This is a genomic window from Streptacidiphilus sp. PB12-B1b, assembly GCF_014084125.1.
In the GTDB taxonomy this organism is placed as follows: Bacteria; Actinomycetota; Actinomycetes; order Streptomycetales; family Streptomycetaceae; genus Streptacidiphilus.
Genome location: NZ_CP048405.1, coordinates 2,586,227 through 2,604,885, shown reverse-complemented (window position 1 = coordinate 2,604,885; position 18,659 = coordinate 2,586,227). Strand labels below are relative to the sequence as shown.

Below are 18,659 nucleotides of genomic sequence, written 5' to 3'. Positions count from 1 at the left end.
CGGGGCGTAGGTCGGCGGACTGTCGGTGCCGGGCCCTAGGCTCGCCGTATGCACCCGTCCGGTCCGCTCCCCGATCCCGCGTCCGCCCCCGACCCCGCCGCATCCGCCGCCGCACCCGCCGCCGTGGCGCTCGCCGCCGCCCCGGCCGGGGTGCCGGTGGCGCTCTCGCCCTCGCGGGCGGGCGACTTCATGACCTGCCCGCTGCTCTACCGGCTGCGGGTGATCGACAAGGTGCCGGAGCCGCCGAGCCCGGCCGCCACCCGGGGCACGGTGATCCACTCCGTGCTCGAGCGCCTGTTCGACGCTCCGGCCGGGCAGCGGACGCCGCAGGCCGCGGTGGCGCTGCTGCGCCCGGAGTGGGCGCGGATGCTGGAGAAGCGTCCGGAGCTGGCCGGGCTGTTCCCGGACGACGCGGACGGCGCGGAGCTGGCCCGCTGGCTGGCCGAGGCCGAGCGGCTGATCGAGGGCTGGTTCCGGCTGGAGGACCCGAACCGGCTGGAGCCGGCCGAGCGGGAGCTGTACGTCGAGACCGAGCTGGAGTCCGGGCTGCGGCTGCGCGGCTACGTCGACCGGGTCGACGTGGCGCCGACCGGCGAGGTCAGGATCGTGGACTACAAGACCGGCCGGGCGCCCGCGCGGGACTTCGAGGGCAAGGCCATGTTCCAGATGAAGTTCTACGCGCTGGTGCTGTGGCGGCTGCGCGGCGTGGTGCCGCGCCGGCTGCAGCTGGTCTACCTGGGCGGCGGCGGCTCGATCGTCAGCTACGACCCGGATCTGGACGATCTGCGGGCGGTGGAGCGCAAGCTGCTGGCGCTGTGGGCGGCGATCCAGCGGGCGCTGGCGGCGGGCGAGTGGCCGGCCACGCCCAACCGGCTGTGCGACTGGTGCGCCCACAAGGCGCTGTGCCCGGCCTTCGGCGGCACTCCCCCGCCGTACCCTTTGACTGTGCCGACCGCCCCCGGCGCGGGGGGAACCGATGAGTGGAGCTAGTTGTGGCGATCCGAGTGCTGCTGGTCGATGACCAGCCGCTGTTGCGTACCGGGTTCCGGATGATCCTGGAGGCCGAGGCGGACATCGCGGTGGTCGGCGAGGCCGGGGACGGCCAGCAGGCACTGGACCAGGTGCGGGTGCTGCAGCCGGACGTGGTGCTGATGGACATCCGGATGCCGCGGATGGACGGTGTGGAGGCGACCCGCCGGATCGCCGGCCCCGGCCGCGACGGCCCGGCCAAGGTGCTCGTGCTGACCACCTTCGACCTGGACGAGTACGTGGTCGAGGCGCTGCGCGCGGGCGCCTCCGGCTTCCTGCTGAAGGACGTCCCGGCGGAGGAGCTGGTGCAGGCGATCCGGGTGGTGGCGGACGGCGCGGCGATGCTCGCGCCCAGCGTCACCCGGCGGCTGCTGGACATGTACGCGGGCCGGCTGCCCTCCGGCGACGAGGCCCCGCCGCCCTCGCTGGCGACGCTGACCGAGCGCGAGGTCGAGGTGCTGAAGCTGGTCGCCCGGGGATGTCCAACTCGGAGGTGGCCGGGGAGCTGTTCGTCAGCGAGACCACGGTCAAGACCCATGTGGGCCATGTGCTGACCAAGCTGGGCCTGCGGGACCGGGTCCAGGCGGCGGTGTTCGCCTACGAGAGCGGCCTGGTGCGGCCCGGCGCGGGCTGACCGGCGACGCCCGGACGCGGCGACGGCGGCGGGCCGGGCGGAACCTCGGGGGGTCCGGCCCGGCCCGCCGCCGTCGGGGGCGCCGGGGGTCAGTTCTTGCCGACCATCCAGAAGCGCATGATGCCGGCCGTGTCCAGGGTCAGCGGGACGCCGGTGACGTCGGCCTGGGTCACCACGTACTGCTTGTTCTGCCACAGCGGGATGTAGGCCGCGTCCTTGGCGAACTGGGTCTGGATCTTGCCCAGCTCGGTCTGCAGGTCGGCGCTGCTGCGGTCGCTCTGCTGGAGGGTCTGCGGCACCAGCGTGTTGCTGATGTACGCGTTGGTGTAGTAGCTGCCGAAGGTGCCGGGCGCGCCCAGGAACGGGGAGACGTAGTCGTCCGGGTCCGGGTAGTCGGAGGACCAGCCGGAGACCGACGCCTCGACCTTGCCCGTGCCCCACTCGCCGATCAGGTCGTTCAGGTTGGCCACCGGCTTCAGGTTGACCTTGAAGACGCCGCCGGTCTCCAGTTCCTGCTTGACCAGCGCGGCCTCGGCGTCGGCGCCCGGGGAGGACTGGGCGTAGGAGTAGTCGAAGCTGATCGGCAGCTTGACCCCGGCGTTGTCCAGCTGCCTGCGGACCTCGGAGGCGGCGGTCGGGTCGGCGCCGTAGACGTCCTGGTAGGCCGTGGTGGCGTCGCCGATGCCGCCGGGGATCACCGAGTACAGCGGCACCACCGTGCGCTGGTAGACCTGCGAGGCTATCGCGTTGCGGTCGACCATCTCGGCGACCGCCTTGCGCGTCGCCGGGTTGCTGAACGGGCCGTTCTTGACGTTCAGCACGATCATCCGGGTCTGGGTGCCGGCGCCGGTGTCGACCTGCAGGCCCTTGCCGAGGATCTGGGCGCCCTCCAGCCGGACCAGGTCGCTCGAGGCGATGTCGGTGCTGGCGTTCATGTCGATGGCGCCGCTGTTCAGGGCGGTCATCATCTGCGCGGGGGTGGTGTAGTAGTTCAGTTGGACGCTGGAGTTCAGCGGCTTGCTGGTGGCGGTGATCGCCTGGCCCTTGTAGTCGGCGTTCAGCGACATCGAGACCGACTGCGGGTTGGCCCGGCCGCCCTGGGGCTGGCCCAGCTTGACCGAGTCGACCTGGTAGACGCCGGAGCCGACCGGGTTGTCGCCCTGCAGCAGCGAGGTCGCCGGGAAGGTCTTGGGGTCGACGATCGAACCGACGCCGGAGGCCAGCCGGTCGGGGAAGGTCGCGTCCGAGGTGTTCAGGTGGAAGGTGATGCCCAGGTCGCCGCTGGTGGTCACCGACTGCACGGTGCTCAGCAGGACGCTGACGCCGGAGTCGTTGTCGCGCTTCAGCTTGCCGATCTGGATGACCCGGTCGATGGAGTACTTCACCGCGGCGGCGTTCAGCGGGTCGCCGTTGGAGAAGGTCAGCCCGGACTGCAGGGTGCAGGTGTAGACCGTGTCGGTGCTGTCGGCGAACGAGCAGTTCTGCGCCGCGTCCGGGGTGGGGATGGTGGCGCCCGGGGCGTAGCTCATCAGGCGCTGGTAGATGTTGTAGAACACCAGCCAGGACCCGGTGTCGTAGGCACCGGCCGGGTCGAGCGAGCTGTACGACTCGATCGTGCCCATGGTGATGGCGGTCTTGGGCGCCCCGTCCACCCCGCCCGACGAGGAGCTGGAGGAGGAGCAGGCGGACGTTGCGGCGAGCAGGCCGACGCAGCCGAGCGTCGCCAGTCGTTTGGCTGCTGACATGACTTCCTTCGTTTCCTGGCCGGCGCTGTGGACGCCGTACCAAGGTCGTACGACCGCGCCACTGCCCCGGAACGGGGTGTGCTCCAGGGCGCATCAGCACGGCGTGAGGGGGCGGCCGCGCAGCACACGACACCACGCACGGGGGTGACGCGTGATCCACGCTAGGGTTCGATCGCCTGTAGCGTCCCATACGATGTCACGAAGCCCCAGGGCAGCTGACCCAGGGTTCGCCCACGCCGGTGCGTCTTGTTCGCCAATGGGCCAGAATGACCGATTTGGCGTTAGCAGGTAGTTACCTTGATGCCCTGTCAGTACCAGGGACGAGCCCGCGCAGCAAGGCCACGCTGACCCCCTCCAGCGACTCCAGCACCGTGCGCCCCGGAAGGGCCTCGATCGGGGTCACCGAGGGCACCGCCAGGACCCGGCAGCCCGCGGCCTCGCCGGCCCGGACGCCGGTCGGGGCGTCCTCGATCACCACGCAGCGGGCCGGGTCGGCGCCCAGCCGGGCTGCGGCCAGCAGGTAGGGGTCGGGGTGCGGCTTGGTCCGCTCGACCTCGTCCCCGGCCACGGTGAAGCCGAAGGGGTGGCCGCCCAGGCTGCGCAGCACCAGGTCGATGATCCGCCGGTGCGCGGCGGAGACCAGGGCGGTCGGGACGCCCTCGGCCGCCAGCTCGGCCAGCAGCGCCGCCGCGCCCGGGCGCAGCGGCACCCCGCCGGCGATCATCTGGGTGAAGCGCTCGTTGATCATCGCGCTGAACAGCTCCGCGGTCAGGTCCGCCCCGCTGACCGCGAGCAGGTGCGCCACCACCCGGCTCATCGGGCCGCCGACCACGGCCTGCCGGTCGGCCGGGCCGAGCACGTGGCCGTGCTCGGCCAGCAGCGAGCACTCCGCCTCCCACCAGAGGTCCTCGGTGTCCACCAGCGTGCCGTCCATGTCCAGCAGGACGGCCTGTAGGCCGGTGGACTCCCGGTCGGGGGAGACGGTGGAGGCGTACGTCGTCACGGGCGGCCTTCCTGGTCGTGGAGAGACCACGATAGGCCGCCCGGCCCGCTCCGCCGCACGTTGCGCGCGGTGTTCACCTCGCGTTGAAGTACTTGGCGTCCGGGTGGTGGATGACGATGGCGTCGGTGGACTGCTCGGGGTGCAGCTGGAACTCCTCGGAGAGGTGGACCCCGATCCGCTCCGGGCGCAGCAGGTCGGCGATCTTGGCCCGGTCCTCCAGCTCCGGGCAGGCGCCGTAGCCGAGCGAGAAGCGGGCGCCGCGGTACTTCAGGGCGAACATGTCGCGCATCTCCGCCGGGTCGTCGCCGGAGAAGCCCAGCTCGGCGCGGACCCGGGCGTGCCAGTACTCGGCCAGGGCCTCGGCCAGCTGCACCGACAGCCCGTGCAGCTCCAGGTAGTCGCGGTAGGAGTCGGAGGCGAACAGCTCGTTGGCGGCCTCGGAGATCCGGTTGCCCATGGTGACCACCTGGAAGGCGACCACGTCCTTCTCGCCGGACGACTCGGGGCGGAAGAAGTCCGCCAGGCAGAGCCGGCGGCCCCGGCGCTGCCGGGGGAAGGTGAACCGGGTCCGCTCCTCGCCGTCCTCGCCGAGCACCACCAGGTCGTTGTCCTGGGAGACGGCCGGGTAGTAGCCGTAGACCACGGCCGCCTCCAGCAGGCCCTCGGTGCGCAGCCGGTCCATCCACATCCGCAGCCGGGGCCGGCCCTCGGTCTCCACCAGCTCCTCGTAGGAGGGGCCGCCCGCCCGGCGCCCGCCACCGCCCTTGTCCGAGGCGCCTTGCACCGCACCCCCTTCACGGGCCGCCTTCAGCCCCCACTGGCCCTTGAACAGCGCGTCCTCGTCCAGCCAGGAGGCGTAGTCGTCCAGGCGGACGCCGGTGACCAGGCGGTCGCCCCAGAACGGCGGCACCGGCACCGGGTTGTCCAGGGCCACGTCGGAGCGCTCGGTGCTCTCCTGCGGCTCCTCGACCTCGACCCGGGCGTGCCGGCGCTGCTTCAGCTCGGGCAGCGCCGCGCCGGGCACCCCGCGCTTGACGCCGATCAGGGCGTCCATCAGCCGCAGGCCCTCGAAGGCGTCCCGGGCGTAGCGGACCTCGCCCTCGTAGATCTCGTGCAGGTCCTGCTCGACGTAGGCGCGGGTGAGCGCGGCGCCGCCGAGGATGACCGGGAAGTCCGAGGCCATGCCGCGCTGGTTCAGCTCCTGCAGGTTCTCCTTCATGATCACCGTGGACTTCACCAGCAGCCCGGACATGCCGATGACGTCGGCGCGGTGCTCCTGCGCGGCCTCCAGGATCGCCGACACCGGCTGCTTGATGCCGAGGTTGACCACGGTGTAGCCGTTGTTGGACAGGATGATGTCGACCAGGTTCTTGCCGATGTCGTGGACGTCGCCCTTGACCGTGGCCAGCACGATGGTGCCCTTGCCCTCGTCCTCGGACTTCTCCATGTGCGGCTCCAGGTAGGCCACCGCGCCCTTCATCACCTCGGCCGACTGGAGCACGAACGGCAGCTGCATCTGGCCGGAGCCGAACAGCTCGCCGACCGTCTTCATGCCCTCCAGCAGCACCGTGTTGACGATGTCCAGGGCCGGCATGGCGGCCAGCGCCTCGTCCAGGTCCTGCTCCAGGCCCTTGCGCTCGCCGTCCACGATCCGCCGCTGCAGGCGCTCCTCCAGCGGCAGCGCGGCCAGCTCCTCGGCCTTGCCGGCCCGCACCGAGGCGGCGCTGACGCCCTCGAACAGCTCCAGGAAGCGCTGCAGCGGGTCGTAGCCGGGGTCGTCGCCGGAGGCCGGGCGGCGCCGGTCGTAGACCAGGTCCAGGGCGGTCTCGCGCTGCTCCTCGGGGATGCGGGCCATCGGCAGGATCTTGGCGGCGTGGACGATCGCCGAGTCCAGGCCGGCCTCGGTGCACTCGTGCAGGAAGACCGAGTTCAGCACCATCCGGGCGGCCGGGTTGAGGCCGAAGGAGATGTTGGACAGGCCGAGCGTGGTCTGCACGTCCGGGTGGCGGCGCTTCAGCTCGCGGATCGCCTCGATGGTCTCGATGCCGTCGCGGCGGGACTCCTCCTGCCCGGTGCCCAGGGTGAAGGCGAGGCAGTCCACCAGGATCGAGGACTCGGGGATGCCGAAGCGCTCGCCGAGGTCGCTGATCAGCCGCTCGGCGATGGCGACCTTGGTCTCGGCGGTGCGGGCCTGGCCCTGCTCGTCGATGGTCAGCGCGATCAGCGCGGCGCCGTACTCGCGGGCCAGCGCGGCGATCCGGCCGTAGCGCGAGTCGTCGGCGTCGCCGTCCTCGAAGTTCACCGAGTTCAGCACCGCCCGGCCGCCGAGCAGCTGCAGCCCGGCCTCCAGCACCTGCGGCTCGGTGGAGTCCAGCACGACCGGCAGCGTGGAGGCCGTCGCCAGCAGGCCGGCCAGCTGCTTCATGTCCTGGACGCCGTCGCGGCCCACGTAGTCCACGCACAGGTCGAGCAGGTGGGCGCCCTCGCGGATCTGGTCGCGGGCGATCTCCACGCACGCCTGCCAGTCGGCGGCGAGCATGGCCTCGCGGAACTTCTTGGAGCCGTTGGCGTTGGTGCGCTCGCCGATGGCCAGGTAGGAGGTGTCCTGCCGGAACGGGACGGCCTGGTAGAGCGAGGCGGCGGCGGGCTCCGGCCGCGGGCTGCGGGCGGCCACCTGCTGCCCGCGGACCCGCTCCACCACCATCCGCAGGTGCTCCGGGGTGGTGCCGCAGCAGCCGCCGACCAGGCCCAGGCCGTACTCCCGGGTGAACACCTCGTGCGCGTCGGCCAGCTCGCCGGGGGTCAGCGGGTAGTGCGCGCCGTCCTTGGTCAACACCGGCAGGCCGGCGTTGGGCATGCAGGACAGGCCGATCCGGGCGTTCTTGGCCAGGTAGCGCAGGTGCTCGCTCATCTCGGCCGGGCCGGTCGCGCAGTTCAGCCCGATCATGTCGATGCCCAGCGGCTCCAGCGCGGTCAGCGCGGCGCCGATCTCCGAGCCCAGCAGCATGGTGCCGGTGGTCTCCACCGTCACGTGCACGATCACCGGCAGGTCCAGCCCGGACTCGCGCAGCGCCTCCTTGCAGCCCAGCACCGCCGCCTTGGTCTGCAGCAGGTCCTGGCTGGTCTCCACCAGCAGCGCGTCGGCGCCGCCGGCGATCAGCCCGGCGGCGTTCTTCCGGAAGCCGTCCCGCAGCAGCGCGAACGGCAGGTGGCCCAGGGTGGGCAGCTTGGTGCCCGGCCCGATGGAGCCCAGCACCCAGCGCGGGCGGTCCTCGGTGGCGTACTCGTCGGCGACCTCGCGGGCGATCCGGGCCCCGGCCTCGGAGAGCTCGAAGACCCGCTCGGCGATGTCGTACTCGCCCAGCGCCGCGTGGTTGGCGCCGAAGGTGTTGGTCTCGACGCAGTCCACGCCGACCGCGAAGTAGGCGTCGTGGACGCCGCGGACGATGTCGGGCCGGGTCACGCTGAGGACCTCGTTGCAACCTTCCAGCCCCTGGAAGTCGTCCATCGAAGGGTCCTGAGCCTGCAGCATGGTTCCCATGGCGCCGTCGGCGACGACGACGCGGGTGGCGAGCGCTCGGCGGAGCGCATCCGCCCGCTGCTGCTGGGACTGGTGGGCGGCGGTCGTGGTCATGCTGCTGCTCCCTGGGTGCGACGGCTGTCGACTGCGCGCGAGTCAGGCGCGCCCGGCCAGCCTAGTCGCTGGGCCATGAGCCCCGCTGGAGTGACTGCAGGTTGGACGGGAACGGATCGGGGCGGGGAATGGCAGACGGGACAACGGGTGCGCGCCGGGCTTACCGGCTCGCCGGGCGCTGGGCCGGACGGCTGACCGTGACGCTGGCGCTGGCGCTGGTGGGCGGCCTGATCGGGGGCGCCGGCGGGCTGTGGGCCGACGACGCGGGCACTCCCCCGGCGCACGCCCGCAGCCGGGGCGGGGACGCCGTGTGGCTGGGCCACGCCTGGGTGGACGGCCGCAAGGACGAGGCCGACGTGCTGGCCCTGGCCGCCCGGCTGCGCGGCACCGGGGTGCACGACCTGTTCGTCCACACCGGCCCGCTGGCCGACGACGGCACGCTGGACCCGGCGCTGTACCCGCGCGCGGCCTGGCTGGTGCGGGCCCTGCACCGGGCGGCCCCGGGGATACGGGTCCAGTCCTGGCTCGGCGACACGGTGGACTCCGAGGGCCCGGGCCTGGACCCGGACCGGGTGGACCTCACCGGCGCGGTCGGACAGGTGCTCGACGCCGGCTTCGACGGGGTGCAGCTGGACCTGGAGCCGGTGCACTCGGGCGATCCGGGCTTCCTGCGGCTGCTGGCCCGGGTGCACGCCCTCACCGGGGCCCGCGGCCGGGTGCTGTCGGTGTCCGTCCCGCAGATCGACCCGCTGCCCGGGCTGCACGCCGTGGCCGGGCTGCTGACCGGGCACCCCAAGTGGTGGTCGTCCGGCTACCTGGCGCAGGTGGCCGCGCGGGTGGACCAGGTAGCGGTGATGGCCTACGACACCGGGATGCCGCTGCCGAGCCTGGACTCCGGCTACGTCGAGCAGCAGACCGCGCTGGCGCTGGACGCGGTACCGCCCTCGGTCGACCTGCTGATCGGGCTCCCGGCGTACCACGCGGACGCGCTCGGCCACGTGGCCTCGGCGGAGACCGTGGCCGCGGCGATCCGGGGGGTGCGGCTGGCAGACCGGGGTCGGGCCGGGTTCGGGGTGGCGCTGTACGCGGACTTCACCGCCACCGCGCAGGACTGGGCGGCGTACCGGGCGGACTGGGTCCGCTGACCGACACCCGTCGGCCGTGCGCGGTTACTCCCGGACCTGCGGGCATTCTTCGCCGTACGCTGGGCACTTAACCATCCGTGGAACAGCTGGTTCCACGGCAAGCGGAAGGAGGCCCGGGTGGTCGAGCTCGAGGACGTGCCAGAGCTCATCGACCCGGTCATGGTGGCCGCGTTCGAGGGCTGGAACGACGCGGGCGACGCCGCGTCGTCGGCGGTGGAGCACCTGGACGAGATCTGGGGCGGGAAGGTCTTCGCCGCGTTGGACGCGGAGGACTACTACGACTTCCAGGTGAACCGCCCGACCGTGTGGATGGACGGCGGCGTGCGGCGGATCACCTGGCCCACGACCCGGTTGTCGGTGGTGCGCGTGACCGAGCCCCGGACCAGGGACCTGGTGCTGATCCGGGGCATCGAGCCGAGCATGCGCTGGCGGACGTTCTGCCAGGAGCTGCTGGGCCTGGCCCACGAGCTGGGCGTGGAGATGGTGGTGATCCTCGGCGCGCTGCTGGGCGACACCCCGCACACCCGCCCGGTGCCGGTCAGCGGGGTGACCTCGGACGGGGACCTGGCGCGCCGGCTGGACCTGGAGGAGAGCCGGTACGAGGGCCCGACCGGGATCGTCGGCGTGCTGCAGGAGGCGTGCGCCCACGCGGGCATCCCGACCGTGACCTTCTGGGCCGCGGTGCCGCACTACGTCGCCCAGCCGCCGAACCCCAAGGCGACGCTGGCGCTGCTGAACAAGGTCGAGGACCTGCTGGACGTGCGCATCCCGCTGGGCGAGCTGCCCGAGGACGCCCGGGCCTGGCAGCTGGGCGTGGACCAGCTGGCGGCCGAGGACAGCGAGGTCGCCGAGTACGTGCAGCAGCTGGAGGAGGCCAAGGACACCGCGGAGCTGCCGGAGGCGTCCGGCGAGGCCATCGCCCGCGAGTTCGAGCGGTACCTGAAGCGGCGGGACAACCAGCCGCCCGGGAAGGCCTCCGAGGGCGACCCGGCGGAGTGAGCGCCCGGCGGACGCGGAGCGTGAGCGCGCGGGCGCGGACCGGTGGTCCGCGCCCGCGCGTTCGGGTGAACGGCCGCGCTGATCAACGCGGGGCGGACGGCCGTACGAGGGGCCGTTTCCGGCAGGCAGGCGAACAGCTACCCGGTTAACGTTCTGTGAAGATGCAGGATGAACAGGGGGTGCGCCATGCCGGGATCTGACCTTTTTTCATACTTTCGACCGGCCGAGCGGTACCCCGGCTCCGAGAACGCTCCAACTCCCTGCCGTGACACTCTCCTCAGCAGGCACATTGTGGGCTTACCGTATGCGTCATGACCTCCCCTCGCCGCTACGACGGAGTCGGTTACTACGCTCCGTCTTTTGCTTCGGACACCCCGATCTACGACAGCCTGGTCGCCGAACGGGGCGTTCCGCAGATCGCTCCGATCAACGTGCCGGCGGCCCTGCCGCCCGCCTACGACAACGGCTACCGCCCCAGCACCTTCGGCGGCAACCTCCCCGCGCTGCCCGCGCCCCGGCTCGCCCTGGGCCCCGGCCCGAGCAGCCCCGGCTACAGCGCGCCGGGCCAGCCGCAGCCGCAGTACGCGGCGCAGCCGTTCCCCTCGCCGCAGTACGGCGCCCCGCAGTTCGGCGCGCCGCAGTTCGCCCAGCCGCAGTACGGCGCCCCGCAGCCGCAGATCCCGCAGCAGCAAGGCCCCGGGCAGCAGTTCCCGCAGCAGCCCGCGCCCGCCCCGGCGTACCAGCGCCCGGTGGCGCCGGTCGCGCCGCTGCGCCCGGTGCAGTACCAGGAGCAGTACCCGCAGCAGCAGCGGGGCGGCTACCAGGGGTTCTGACACGTCCGGGGGGACGAGGACAACAGGCAGGTCATCGGGGGCCGATCAGCGACGCGCTGATCGGCCCCTTCACGCACCCGGGCGCCCCGCGGCCGACCGCCGCCGCGGCGGCTGCGGCATCATGGGGCCATGCGCGTCACGGATCTCCTGGTCTACCCGGTCAAGTCCCTCGCCCCGGTCGTCGTGCCCGAGGCCGCGGTGGAGCCCTGGGGGCTGGAGCACGACCGGCGCTGGATGCTGGTCGGCGCCGACGGCGAGATGGTGTCGCAGCGGCAGGACCCCCGGCTGGGACAGCTGCGGGCGACCCCGGGGATCGCCGGGCGGCCGGGATCGCTGCTGGTGGAGGCGCCGGACGGGCAGTCGCTGGAGATCGAGGCCCCGGTCGGCGAGCCCCGGCCGGTGACCATGTTCGGCGACCCGATGGAGACCGTCGAGGCCGCGCAGGAGGCGTCCGCCTGGTTCAGCAAGCTGCTCGACGCCGACCTGCGGCTGGTCTACCTGGACGACGCCGCCCGCCGCCCGACCGAGCACCTGGTCAGCCTGGCCGACGGGTACCCGCTGCAGCTGGCCAGCACCGCCTCGCTGGACGACCTGAACCGGCTGATCGCCGGGGACCATCCGGACGACCCGGTCCGGGGCGCGCCCGTGCCGATGGGGCGGTTTCGCCCCAACGTGGTGGTCGAGGGTGCGGGCGCGTGGGCCGAGACCGGCTGGCTGCGGCTGCGCATAGGAGCGGTGGAGTTCCGGGTGGCCGAGCAGTGCGGCCGCTGTGTGATGACCACGCTGGACCCGGCCACCGGCGACCGGCGCGGCCCGGAGCCGCTGAAGGCGCTGGGCCGGCACCGGAAGTTCGGCCGGACCCTGGGCTTCGGGATGCTGCTGGTCCCGGTCGGCGAGCTGGGCACGATACGGGTCGGCGACCGGGTCACCGTGCTGGAGCAGGGGCCGCTGCCGGAGCCGGACCGGCGCGCTGGTTGACGGCGCGTCAGCGGGGATCGGCGGTGGAAGGCGACCGATCGGCGTCCGGCTCGTTGTACCCGTCGGGGCGGGGCCGCGGTGCGTGACGCAGTACCGTTGGGCGGGGCGAGACAGCGGGGGGCCGCGGTGTCCCGGGGGTCCGGGGGTCGTCCCTCGGGAAATGGGAGCACCATGGGAGCAGGCGTAGTACGGGTGACGCTGGACGGGGCCTCCCGGTGGCGGCGGCGCTCGGGCGAGTACGGCAGCATGGCCGAGGCCATGGCCGCCGCCGAGAACGGCGACACCGTGACCATAGGGCCCGGGGTCTTCCGGGAGAACGTGCTGGTCGACAAGGCGGTGACGGTGCGTCCGGCCGAGGGGCCGGGCTCGGTGCGGATCGAGCCGGCGGCCGGGACCGCGCTGACGCTGCTGGCCTCGGCGTCGGTGCAGGGGCTGGAGCTAGAGGGCCAGGACGGCTCGGCCCCGGCGGTGCTGGTCGAGGCGGGCGAGCCGGAGCTGGCGGACTGCCGGATCGCCACCCGCTCCTCGGTGGGCATCGAGGTGCGCGGCGACGCCCGCCCGGTGGTGCGCCGCTGCACCGTGGACAACCCGGGGGGCCTGGGCGTCCGGGTGGCGCTGGCGGCGTCGGCGTCCTTCGAGGACTGCGAGGTCCTGGCGGCCGGCCAGGCCGGTCTGGTGGTGCGGGCGGGCGCCTCGGCGCGGTTCGAGCGCTGCCGGGTGCACCACGCCTCCGGGGCGGCGCTGGTGCTGACCGGCGAGGGCACCGCGGTGGACGCGGTGGACTGCGAGTTCTACGAGATCAACGGCAACGGCGTGCAGGCCGAGGACCGCGCGGTGGGCCGGATCAGCGGCTCCACCGTGCACCGGGTCACCGACAACGGCCTGGCGCTGGACACCGAGGCGGTGCTGGAGTTGACCGACTGCCGGGTGCACGACATCCCGGAGAACGGCGCCGACCTGCGCGGGCGCTCGGTGCTCCGGATCCAGGGCGGCAGCCTGCGCTCGTTCGCCCGCAACGGCCTGTCGGTGTGGGATCCGCAGACCCGGGTGGAGGCCGTCGGCTGCGAGATCCGCGAGAGCACCGGCGACTACCCGGCGGTGTGGGTCAGCGACGGCGCCTCGGTTCAGCTGACCGACTGCCGGGTGCACGACGTCCCGGACGCGCTGTTCGTGCTGGACCGGGGCTCCGCGGCGCAGGCCGAGGACTGCTCGTTCACCCAGGTCCGCAACACCGCCGTGTCGGTCCGCGACGGCGCCACGGTGCGGCTGGACCGGGTCCGGATGCAGGACGCCGGGACCGGCCTGTGGTTCCGCGACCACGGCAGCGGCGGACTGCTGACCGAGGTGGAGATCGCCGACGTGGCGACCGGCGTGATCGTCACCAAGGGCGCCGACCCGGTGCTGCGGCGCTGCTCGGTGCGCGGCAGCACCGAGGCCGCGGTGTACGTGTCGGCGGCGGGCCGGGGCACCTTCGAGGAGTGCTGGGCCGGCAACGGCAAGGGCTTCGGCTTCCACGTCATCGACGGCTGCCGGACCGTGCTGACCCGCTGCCGCGCCGAGCAGAACGCCCGCGGCGGCTTCGAGTTCGCCGAGCCGGGCCCGGTCGTCGACGGCTGCGTCTCGGACGACGCCGCACCTGCCCCGGCCGCCGAGCCGGTGCGCGCGACCACCGCCGCGGCCTGGCGGGACGCCCCGGCGGCCCCGGCCCGGACGGCCGTCCCGGCGGCCCGGACCGAGGCGGCGGCCGAGGGCCCGCCCGCCCGGGCGCTGATCGCGCCGCTGCCGGACTGCCGCCCGGCCGAGGAGTCGCTGGCCGAGCTGGACTCGCTGATCGGGCTGGAGACCGTCAAGCAGGAGGTGCGCACCCTGATCGACCTGATCTCGGTGGGCCGCCGGCGCCAACAGGCCGGGCTGAAGGCGCCCTCGCTGCGGCGGCACCTGGTCTTCACCGGCTCCCCCGGCACCGGCAAGACCACGGTCGCCCGGCTCTACGGCGAGATCCTGGCCTCGCTGGGGGTGCTGCAGCGCGGCCACCTGGTCGAGGTGGCCCGGCTGGACCTGGTCGGCGAGCACATCGGCTCGACCGCGCAGCGCACCTGGGAGGTGTTCCAACGGTCGCTGGGCGGCGTGCTGTTCATCGACGAGGCCTATGCGCTGGCGCCGGAGGACGGCGGCCGGGACTTCGGCCGGGAGGCGATCGACACCCTGGTGAAGCTGATGGAGGACCACCGCGACGACGTGGTGGTCATCGTCGCCGGGTACACCGCCGAGATGGAGCGCTTCCTGGCCTCCAACCCCGGTGTGGCGTCCCGCTTCTCACGCACCGTCAGTTTCGCGGACTACTCCGCGGCGGAGCTGGTCGAGATCACCCGCAGGCAGGCCGCCGACCAGGAGTACGAGCTGGCGGAGGCGACCGTGGCCGCGCTGCTGGGGCACTTCGCGGTCCTCCCCAAGGGGCCGTCGTTCGGCAACGGCCGTACCGCCCGCCAGGTCTTCGAGACCATGGTCGAGCGGCACGCCGTCCGGCTGGCCCAGCTGCGGGACGTCACCACCGAGCAGTTGCAGCTGCTGCTGCCGGAGGACCTGCCGCCCGCCGCAGCCGCCCTCGCAGCTTCCGCCGCTACAACTGCCGCAGCAGCGAGTCCCGTTCGCGGATGAACTGCGGGTCGTCGCGGTAGTTGGAGTGGGCCTGGATCGGGACCGGCAGCGGGTGCGCCGCGTCCCGGTCGTAGGCCAGCGGGTCGACGAACGGCGGTGCGTCCACCGACCGCTCCCCGGTCGGCACCGGCACCCGGACCGGGCCGCCGATCGGGTCGGTGACCCGGAACAGGTTGCGCCAGTACGGCGTGGAGCGGTGCAGCTGCCGCAGGTCGCCGGTGCCCATGAAGCCGGGGAAGAACCGGCCGTACAGCCGGTGCAGCGGGCAGCCGTAGGTCAGCAGCGCGACCCGGGCGCGGGTGCCCGGGGCCAGCTGCCACAGCGCGGCGGCGGCCAGCACCGTGCCCTGGGAGTGCCCGGAGAGCACCAGCCGCCGCCGGTCGTCCCCGGCCAGCCAGGTGCGGATGCGCCAGTCCAGGTCGGGGACGGCGCGCTCGGCGTAGCAGGGCGGGGCGAAGGGGTGGGCGGCGCGCGGCCAGAAGGTGCCGATGTCCCAGAGCACGCCGACGGTGCGGCGGGTGGAGAGGTTCTTGTAGGCGCGTTCGCCCAGCGCGACCAGGGCCACCGCGAAGGCCGCCACCAGCCAGCCGCCGAGCGCCTGCAGGCCGGTCGCCGCGTAGCGGACGACCGTGGGCGCGTGCGCGGCGGCCAGCGCCGGGGCGCGGCCCGCGCCGAGCGCCCCCGCGGCGGAGCCGGCGGCCAGCGCGAACGCCAGCGTCGCCAGCGAGCCCACCAGCAGCGGGCCGCCCTCCAGCAGCCTGGCCCGGGCCAGGGCGGCGGCTATCTGCGCGGTGCGGGTGCGGCTGCCCCGGGGGCCGGTCGCGTACGCGCTCTCGATCTGCGGCTCCAGCGCGTGCTTCTGACGCAGCATCCGGACCAGCAGCACCCCGGCCGGGGCCAGGAACAGCAGGGCCAGCACCGGCAGTCCGGTGCTGTGCCAGGTCAGCAGCGGCGGGGGGCCGGGCAGCGTGACGCCCAGGGTGCCCTTGCCCATCAGCCACTGGGCCGCCCAGACGGTGCTGCCGGCGGTGAACAGGTTGCCCAGGCCCACCCCGAGCATGGCCGTGACCGGCCCGCCCAGGCCGTGCAGCACCGCGCCGTCCGGGCCGCCGAACGCCTCGTCGCCGCCGGGCACGGACCGGCCCGGGCCGGGGACGAGCACCTCGGGAACGGTGACGAGCGGGTCGCTGACGGCCGGGTCGGTGACGACCGGGTCGGCCGCCGGGGGCGCGGCCGCCCGGCCGGAGCGGCGCAGACCGAGCGCGGCGGCGGCCAGCAGCAGCACCAGCGCCAGTTGCAGCAGGCACAGGGCGTCCACCAGGGCGGCGACGCCGGGCAGGTGCCCGGCGGACTGCCAGCCCCGGCGGGACCAGGCGGCGTCCAGCAGCACCAGGGCGAGCAGCCCGAGCGCGGTCCAGTGCAGGGCGCGCAGGGGCAGGGAGTCCGGGCGGTCGTCCTGTTCGGTCTCGGTGCGGGTGCTGCGGACCAGGGCGGCCAGCGCGCCCACCGCCAGCGCCGCCAGCAGCGCCGCCAGCGTCCAGTCGGCGGCGGCCAGGGCCGAGCCGGTGCGCCGGTCCTCGGCGAGCACCGGCAGCAGCACGGCCAGGGCGGTGGTGACCAGCCCGGACGCGACATGGACCACGCGCAGCCGCCGGACCAGGCGCATCCCGTACCAGAAGCCGGGCATCTGCATCGGCGGCACGTCGGTGCGGCTGCCGCCGGAGGCCGGGCGCTGGGCCTCGTAGCCGGCCCAGGTGAGCCGGGAGAGCCACCACAGCACGGCGACCAGGGCCAGCGGCCCCAGCGCGGCCAGCGCCAGCCGCCGCCCGGGCCGGCCCCACCAGCCGCCGTGCGTCGCGGCGGCGAAGCCGAGCCAGGAGTGCCGGGCGGCGCAGCCGGACACCCCGGCGCACTGCCAGCCGATCAGGTCCAGGGCGACCTCGCAGGCGCAGGCGGTGAGCAGCACGGTCAGGCTGAGCGCGATCAGCCGCACCGCCAGGTCGTAGTGCTTCTGGGCGGGCGCGCTGCGGGGCGCGGCCGGGCGCATCCAGTGGGCCAGGTTGGCCAGCATGAAGGGGAGCAGCAGCAGCCACAGTGCGCGGCCGGCCGAGCCGGAGGTGAGGCCGCCCCAGGAGTACGCCTCCTCGACCGCGCCGTCGCGGTACTGGTCCGGGTGCTGCTCGGCGTGCCGGTCGGACCAGCGGCGGTAGGTTCCGGCCACCGTGTCGCCGGTGAGCTGGACGATGTGCGGGTCGTCCAGCATGGTCTCGGGGGTGGTCCCGCCGACGCCGTGGACCAGCAGTTCCAGGGCGAGCGGCGGCCCGGCGGCGCCCGCCCCGGCGGCTCTGCCGGCTCTGCCGTCGCCGTCCCTGGTGTCGTCGGTTCTGCCCGCGCCGTCGGTGTCGCTGCCCGTGCCCTGCGGCATCGTCTCCCCCTCGTTCGTGCTGCCCACTCGTTTTCTCCCCGTGCCGGAATCCCGGCACACGCTGGTGCGCGGGTGCATGCTCTCGCGTTCTGCCCGCGCGCGCACGGCATCGGCATGGTCCTGTGTCGGACCGGCGTGCGAGGATGGCCGGAAGCGGGGGGCGGCAGGAGGAAGGAAGGGCAGCAGGCGGGTGGCCGAGAACAGCAATCTTCTGGCCGAGCAGCGGCGGGCGGTGATCCTGGACGAGGTGCGCAGGCGCGGTGGGGTCCGAGTCAACGAGCTGACCCGGCGTCTGAACGTCTCCGACATGACGGTCCGTCGGGATCTGGACGCCCTGGCCCGGCAGGGCATGGTGGAGAAGGTCCACGGCGGGGCGGTGCCGGTGCTGGAGGCCAGCACGCACGAGCCCGGCTTCGAGGCCAAGTCGGCGCTGGAGCTGACCGCCAAGGAGGACATCGCCCGGGAGGCAGCGCAGTTGGTGGCGCCGGGCAGTGCGGTGGCCCTGTCGGGTGGGACGACGACCTACGCCCTGGCGCACCACCTGGTGCAGGTCGAGGGGTTGACGGTGGTGACCAACTCGGTGCGGGTGGCCGACGTCTTCGAGCACGCCCTGCGGCACGGCGGCACCGGTGGCCAGGCCGCGACGGTGGTGCTGACCGGCGGGGTGCGCACGCCCTCGGACTCGCTGGTGGGCCCGATCGCCGACCGGGCGATCCGCTCGCTCCACTTCGACCTGCTGTTCCTCGGCTCGCACGGCATCTCGCTGGAGGCCGGGCTGTCGACGCCGAACCTGGCCGAGGCGGAGACCAACCGCAGCTTCGTCGCCTCGGCGCGACGGGTGGTGGCGGTGGCCGACCACACCAAGTGGGGCACGGTGGGCCTGTCCACCTTCGCCTCGCTGAGCGAGGTGGACACCCTGGTGACGGACGTCGGGCTGCCCGCCGAGATCCGCTCGGCGGTGGCCGAGCAGGTCCGCTCGGTGATCATCGCGGGCACCGGGGACTGACCCCGCACCGCCCGGGCAGGTTCGCCTGACGCGGCGTCAACTAGACTGGTGCGCATGGCGAAGCGACTGCGTCCGGTGAGCGCGGAGTTCCTGGGGACGGCCCCGGCCCGGCTGGTGTTCACCGCCCGGCTGCGCAGCGGGCCGGAGGCGGTCTTCCGGGAGTTGACGGAGGACGCCTCCACCATGCCGCTGTGGTTCCGCGAGGTGCGCTCGGCGGCGTACACCGGGGCGCCGCCGTTCGGCGTGGGCGCGGGCCGGTCGGTGACGCTGCGCGGGGGCGCGCACTTCGTCGAACGGGTGGTCGCCTGGCGGGAGCCGGAGCGCTTCGTCTACCGGGTCGAGCAGACCTCCCTGCCGGGGGTGCGGGCCTGGATGGAGGAGTGGCTGCTGGCGCCGGGGGCCGACGGCGGCGCGGTGCTGCGCTTCACCATCGCGGCCGACGCCGCCCCCGCGCTGCGGGCCGCCCTGCGGCTGGGCCGTCCGGGCGTGGCCCGCGCCGTCAGGCAGGCGGTCGCGCGGCTGGACGAGCGCTGCGGCGCGGCCCGCCCGCGCCCGCCGGAGTAGCGCCGC

12 protein-coding genes and 1 pseudogene are annotated in these 18,659 nt (G+C 73.9%); 9 read left to right on the top strand and 4 right to left on the bottom strand.

Annotated features, from left to right (window positions below):
- The first annotated feature begins 48 nt into the window (after positions 1–48).
- Complete coding sequence (locus tag GXW83_RS11755) at positions 49–990, top strand: RecB family exonuclease (RefSeq protein ID WP_182443026.1); 942 nt, start codon at positions 49–51, stop codon at positions 988–990.
- Positions 991–992: 2 nt separating this feature from the next.
- Positions 993–1,663: pseudogene (locus GXW83_RS11750) on the top strand (response regulator).
- 89 nt (positions 1,664–1,752) lie between these two features.
- On the opposite strand, the gene GXW83_RS11745 reads toward GXW83_RS11750, so the two are convergent.
- From GXW83_RS11745 to metH, 3 genes are all read right to left on the bottom strand, one after another.
- Entirely contained in the window at positions 1,753–3,408 is a 1,656-nt protein-coding gene (locus tag GXW83_RS11745; RefSeq protein ID WP_182443025.1) for an ABC transporter substrate-binding protein, read from the bottom strand.
- Between the two features lie 292 nt (positions 3,409–3,700).
- Positions 3,701–4,411, bottom strand: coding sequence for an HAD family phosphatase (locus tag GXW83_RS11740; RefSeq protein ID WP_182443024.1), 711 nt, complete (start codon positions 4,409–4,411; stop codon positions 3,701–3,703).
- 73 nt (positions 4,412–4,484) lie between these two features.
- A complete protein-coding gene (metH, locus tag GXW83_RS11735) occupies positions 4,485–8,045 on the bottom strand; it encodes a methionine synthase (RefSeq protein ID WP_182443023.1) in 3,561 nt (1,186 codons plus the stop codon).
- Positions 8,046–8,173: 128 nt separating this feature from the next.
- On the opposite strand from metH, the gene GXW83_RS11730 reads away from it, so the two are divergent.
- The 5 genes from GXW83_RS11730 (at position 8,174) to GXW83_RS11710 (ending at position 14,658) form a co-directional block, all read left to right on the top strand.
- On the top strand, positions 8,174–9,190 hold the full coding sequence (locus tag GXW83_RS11730) for a hypothetical protein (protein ID WP_182443022.1): 1,017 nt from the start codon (positions 8,174–8,176) through the stop codon (positions 9,188–9,190).
- Positions 9,191–9,307: 117 nt separating this feature from the next.
- Positions 9,308–10,189, top strand: a complete 882-nt coding sequence (locus tag GXW83_RS11725; RefSeq protein WP_182443021.1) for a PAC2 family protein — start codon at positions 9,308–9,310, stop codon at positions 10,187–10,189.
- Between the two features lie 311 nt (positions 10,190–10,500).
- Entirely contained in the window at positions 10,501–11,022 is a 522-nt protein-coding gene (locus tag GXW83_RS11720; protein ID WP_182443020.1) for a DUF6643 family protein, read from the top strand.
- Positions 11,023–11,151: 129 nt separating this feature from the next.
- The gene (locus GXW83_RS11715) at positions 11,152–12,000 is read left to right on the top strand and encodes an MOSC domain-containing protein (RefSeq protein WP_182443019.1); all 849 of its coding nucleotides are present in this window, start codon (positions 11,152–11,154) and stop codon (positions 11,998–12,000) included.
- Between the two features lie 171 nt (positions 12,001–12,171).
- On the top strand, positions 12,172–14,658 hold the full coding sequence (locus GXW83_RS11710; RefSeq protein WP_182443018.1) for a right-handed parallel beta-helix repeat-containing protein: 2,487 nt from the start codon (positions 12,172–12,174) through the stop codon (positions 14,656–14,658).
- On the opposite strand, the gene GXW83_RS11705 is transcribed toward GXW83_RS11710, so the two are convergent.
- Complete coding sequence (locus GXW83_RS11705) at positions 14,621–17,110, bottom strand: hypothetical protein (protein WP_225446917.1); 2,490 nt, start codon at positions 17,108–17,110, stop codon at positions 14,621–14,623. The genes GXW83_RS11710 and GXW83_RS11705 overlap by 38 nt on opposite strands.
- A gap of 163 nt (positions 17,111–17,273) precedes the next feature.
- On the opposite strand from GXW83_RS11705, the gene GXW83_RS11700 reads away from it, so the two are divergent.
- Positions 17,274–18,089: a DeoR/GlpR family DNA-binding transcription regulator gene (locus GXW83_RS11700; protein WP_182443017.1), complete on the top strand. Its 816-nt coding sequence runs from the start codon at positions 17,274–17,276 to the stop codon at positions 18,087–18,089.
- Between the two features lie 54 nt (positions 18,090–18,143).
- Positions 18,144–18,653 carry an SRPBCC family protein gene (locus GXW83_RS11695; RefSeq protein WP_182443016.1) on the top strand — a complete coding sequence of 170 codons (510 nt, stop codon included), beginning with the start codon at positions 18,144–18,146 and terminating at the stop codon, positions 18,651–18,653.
- Positions 18,654–18,659 lie beyond the last annotated feature (6 nt).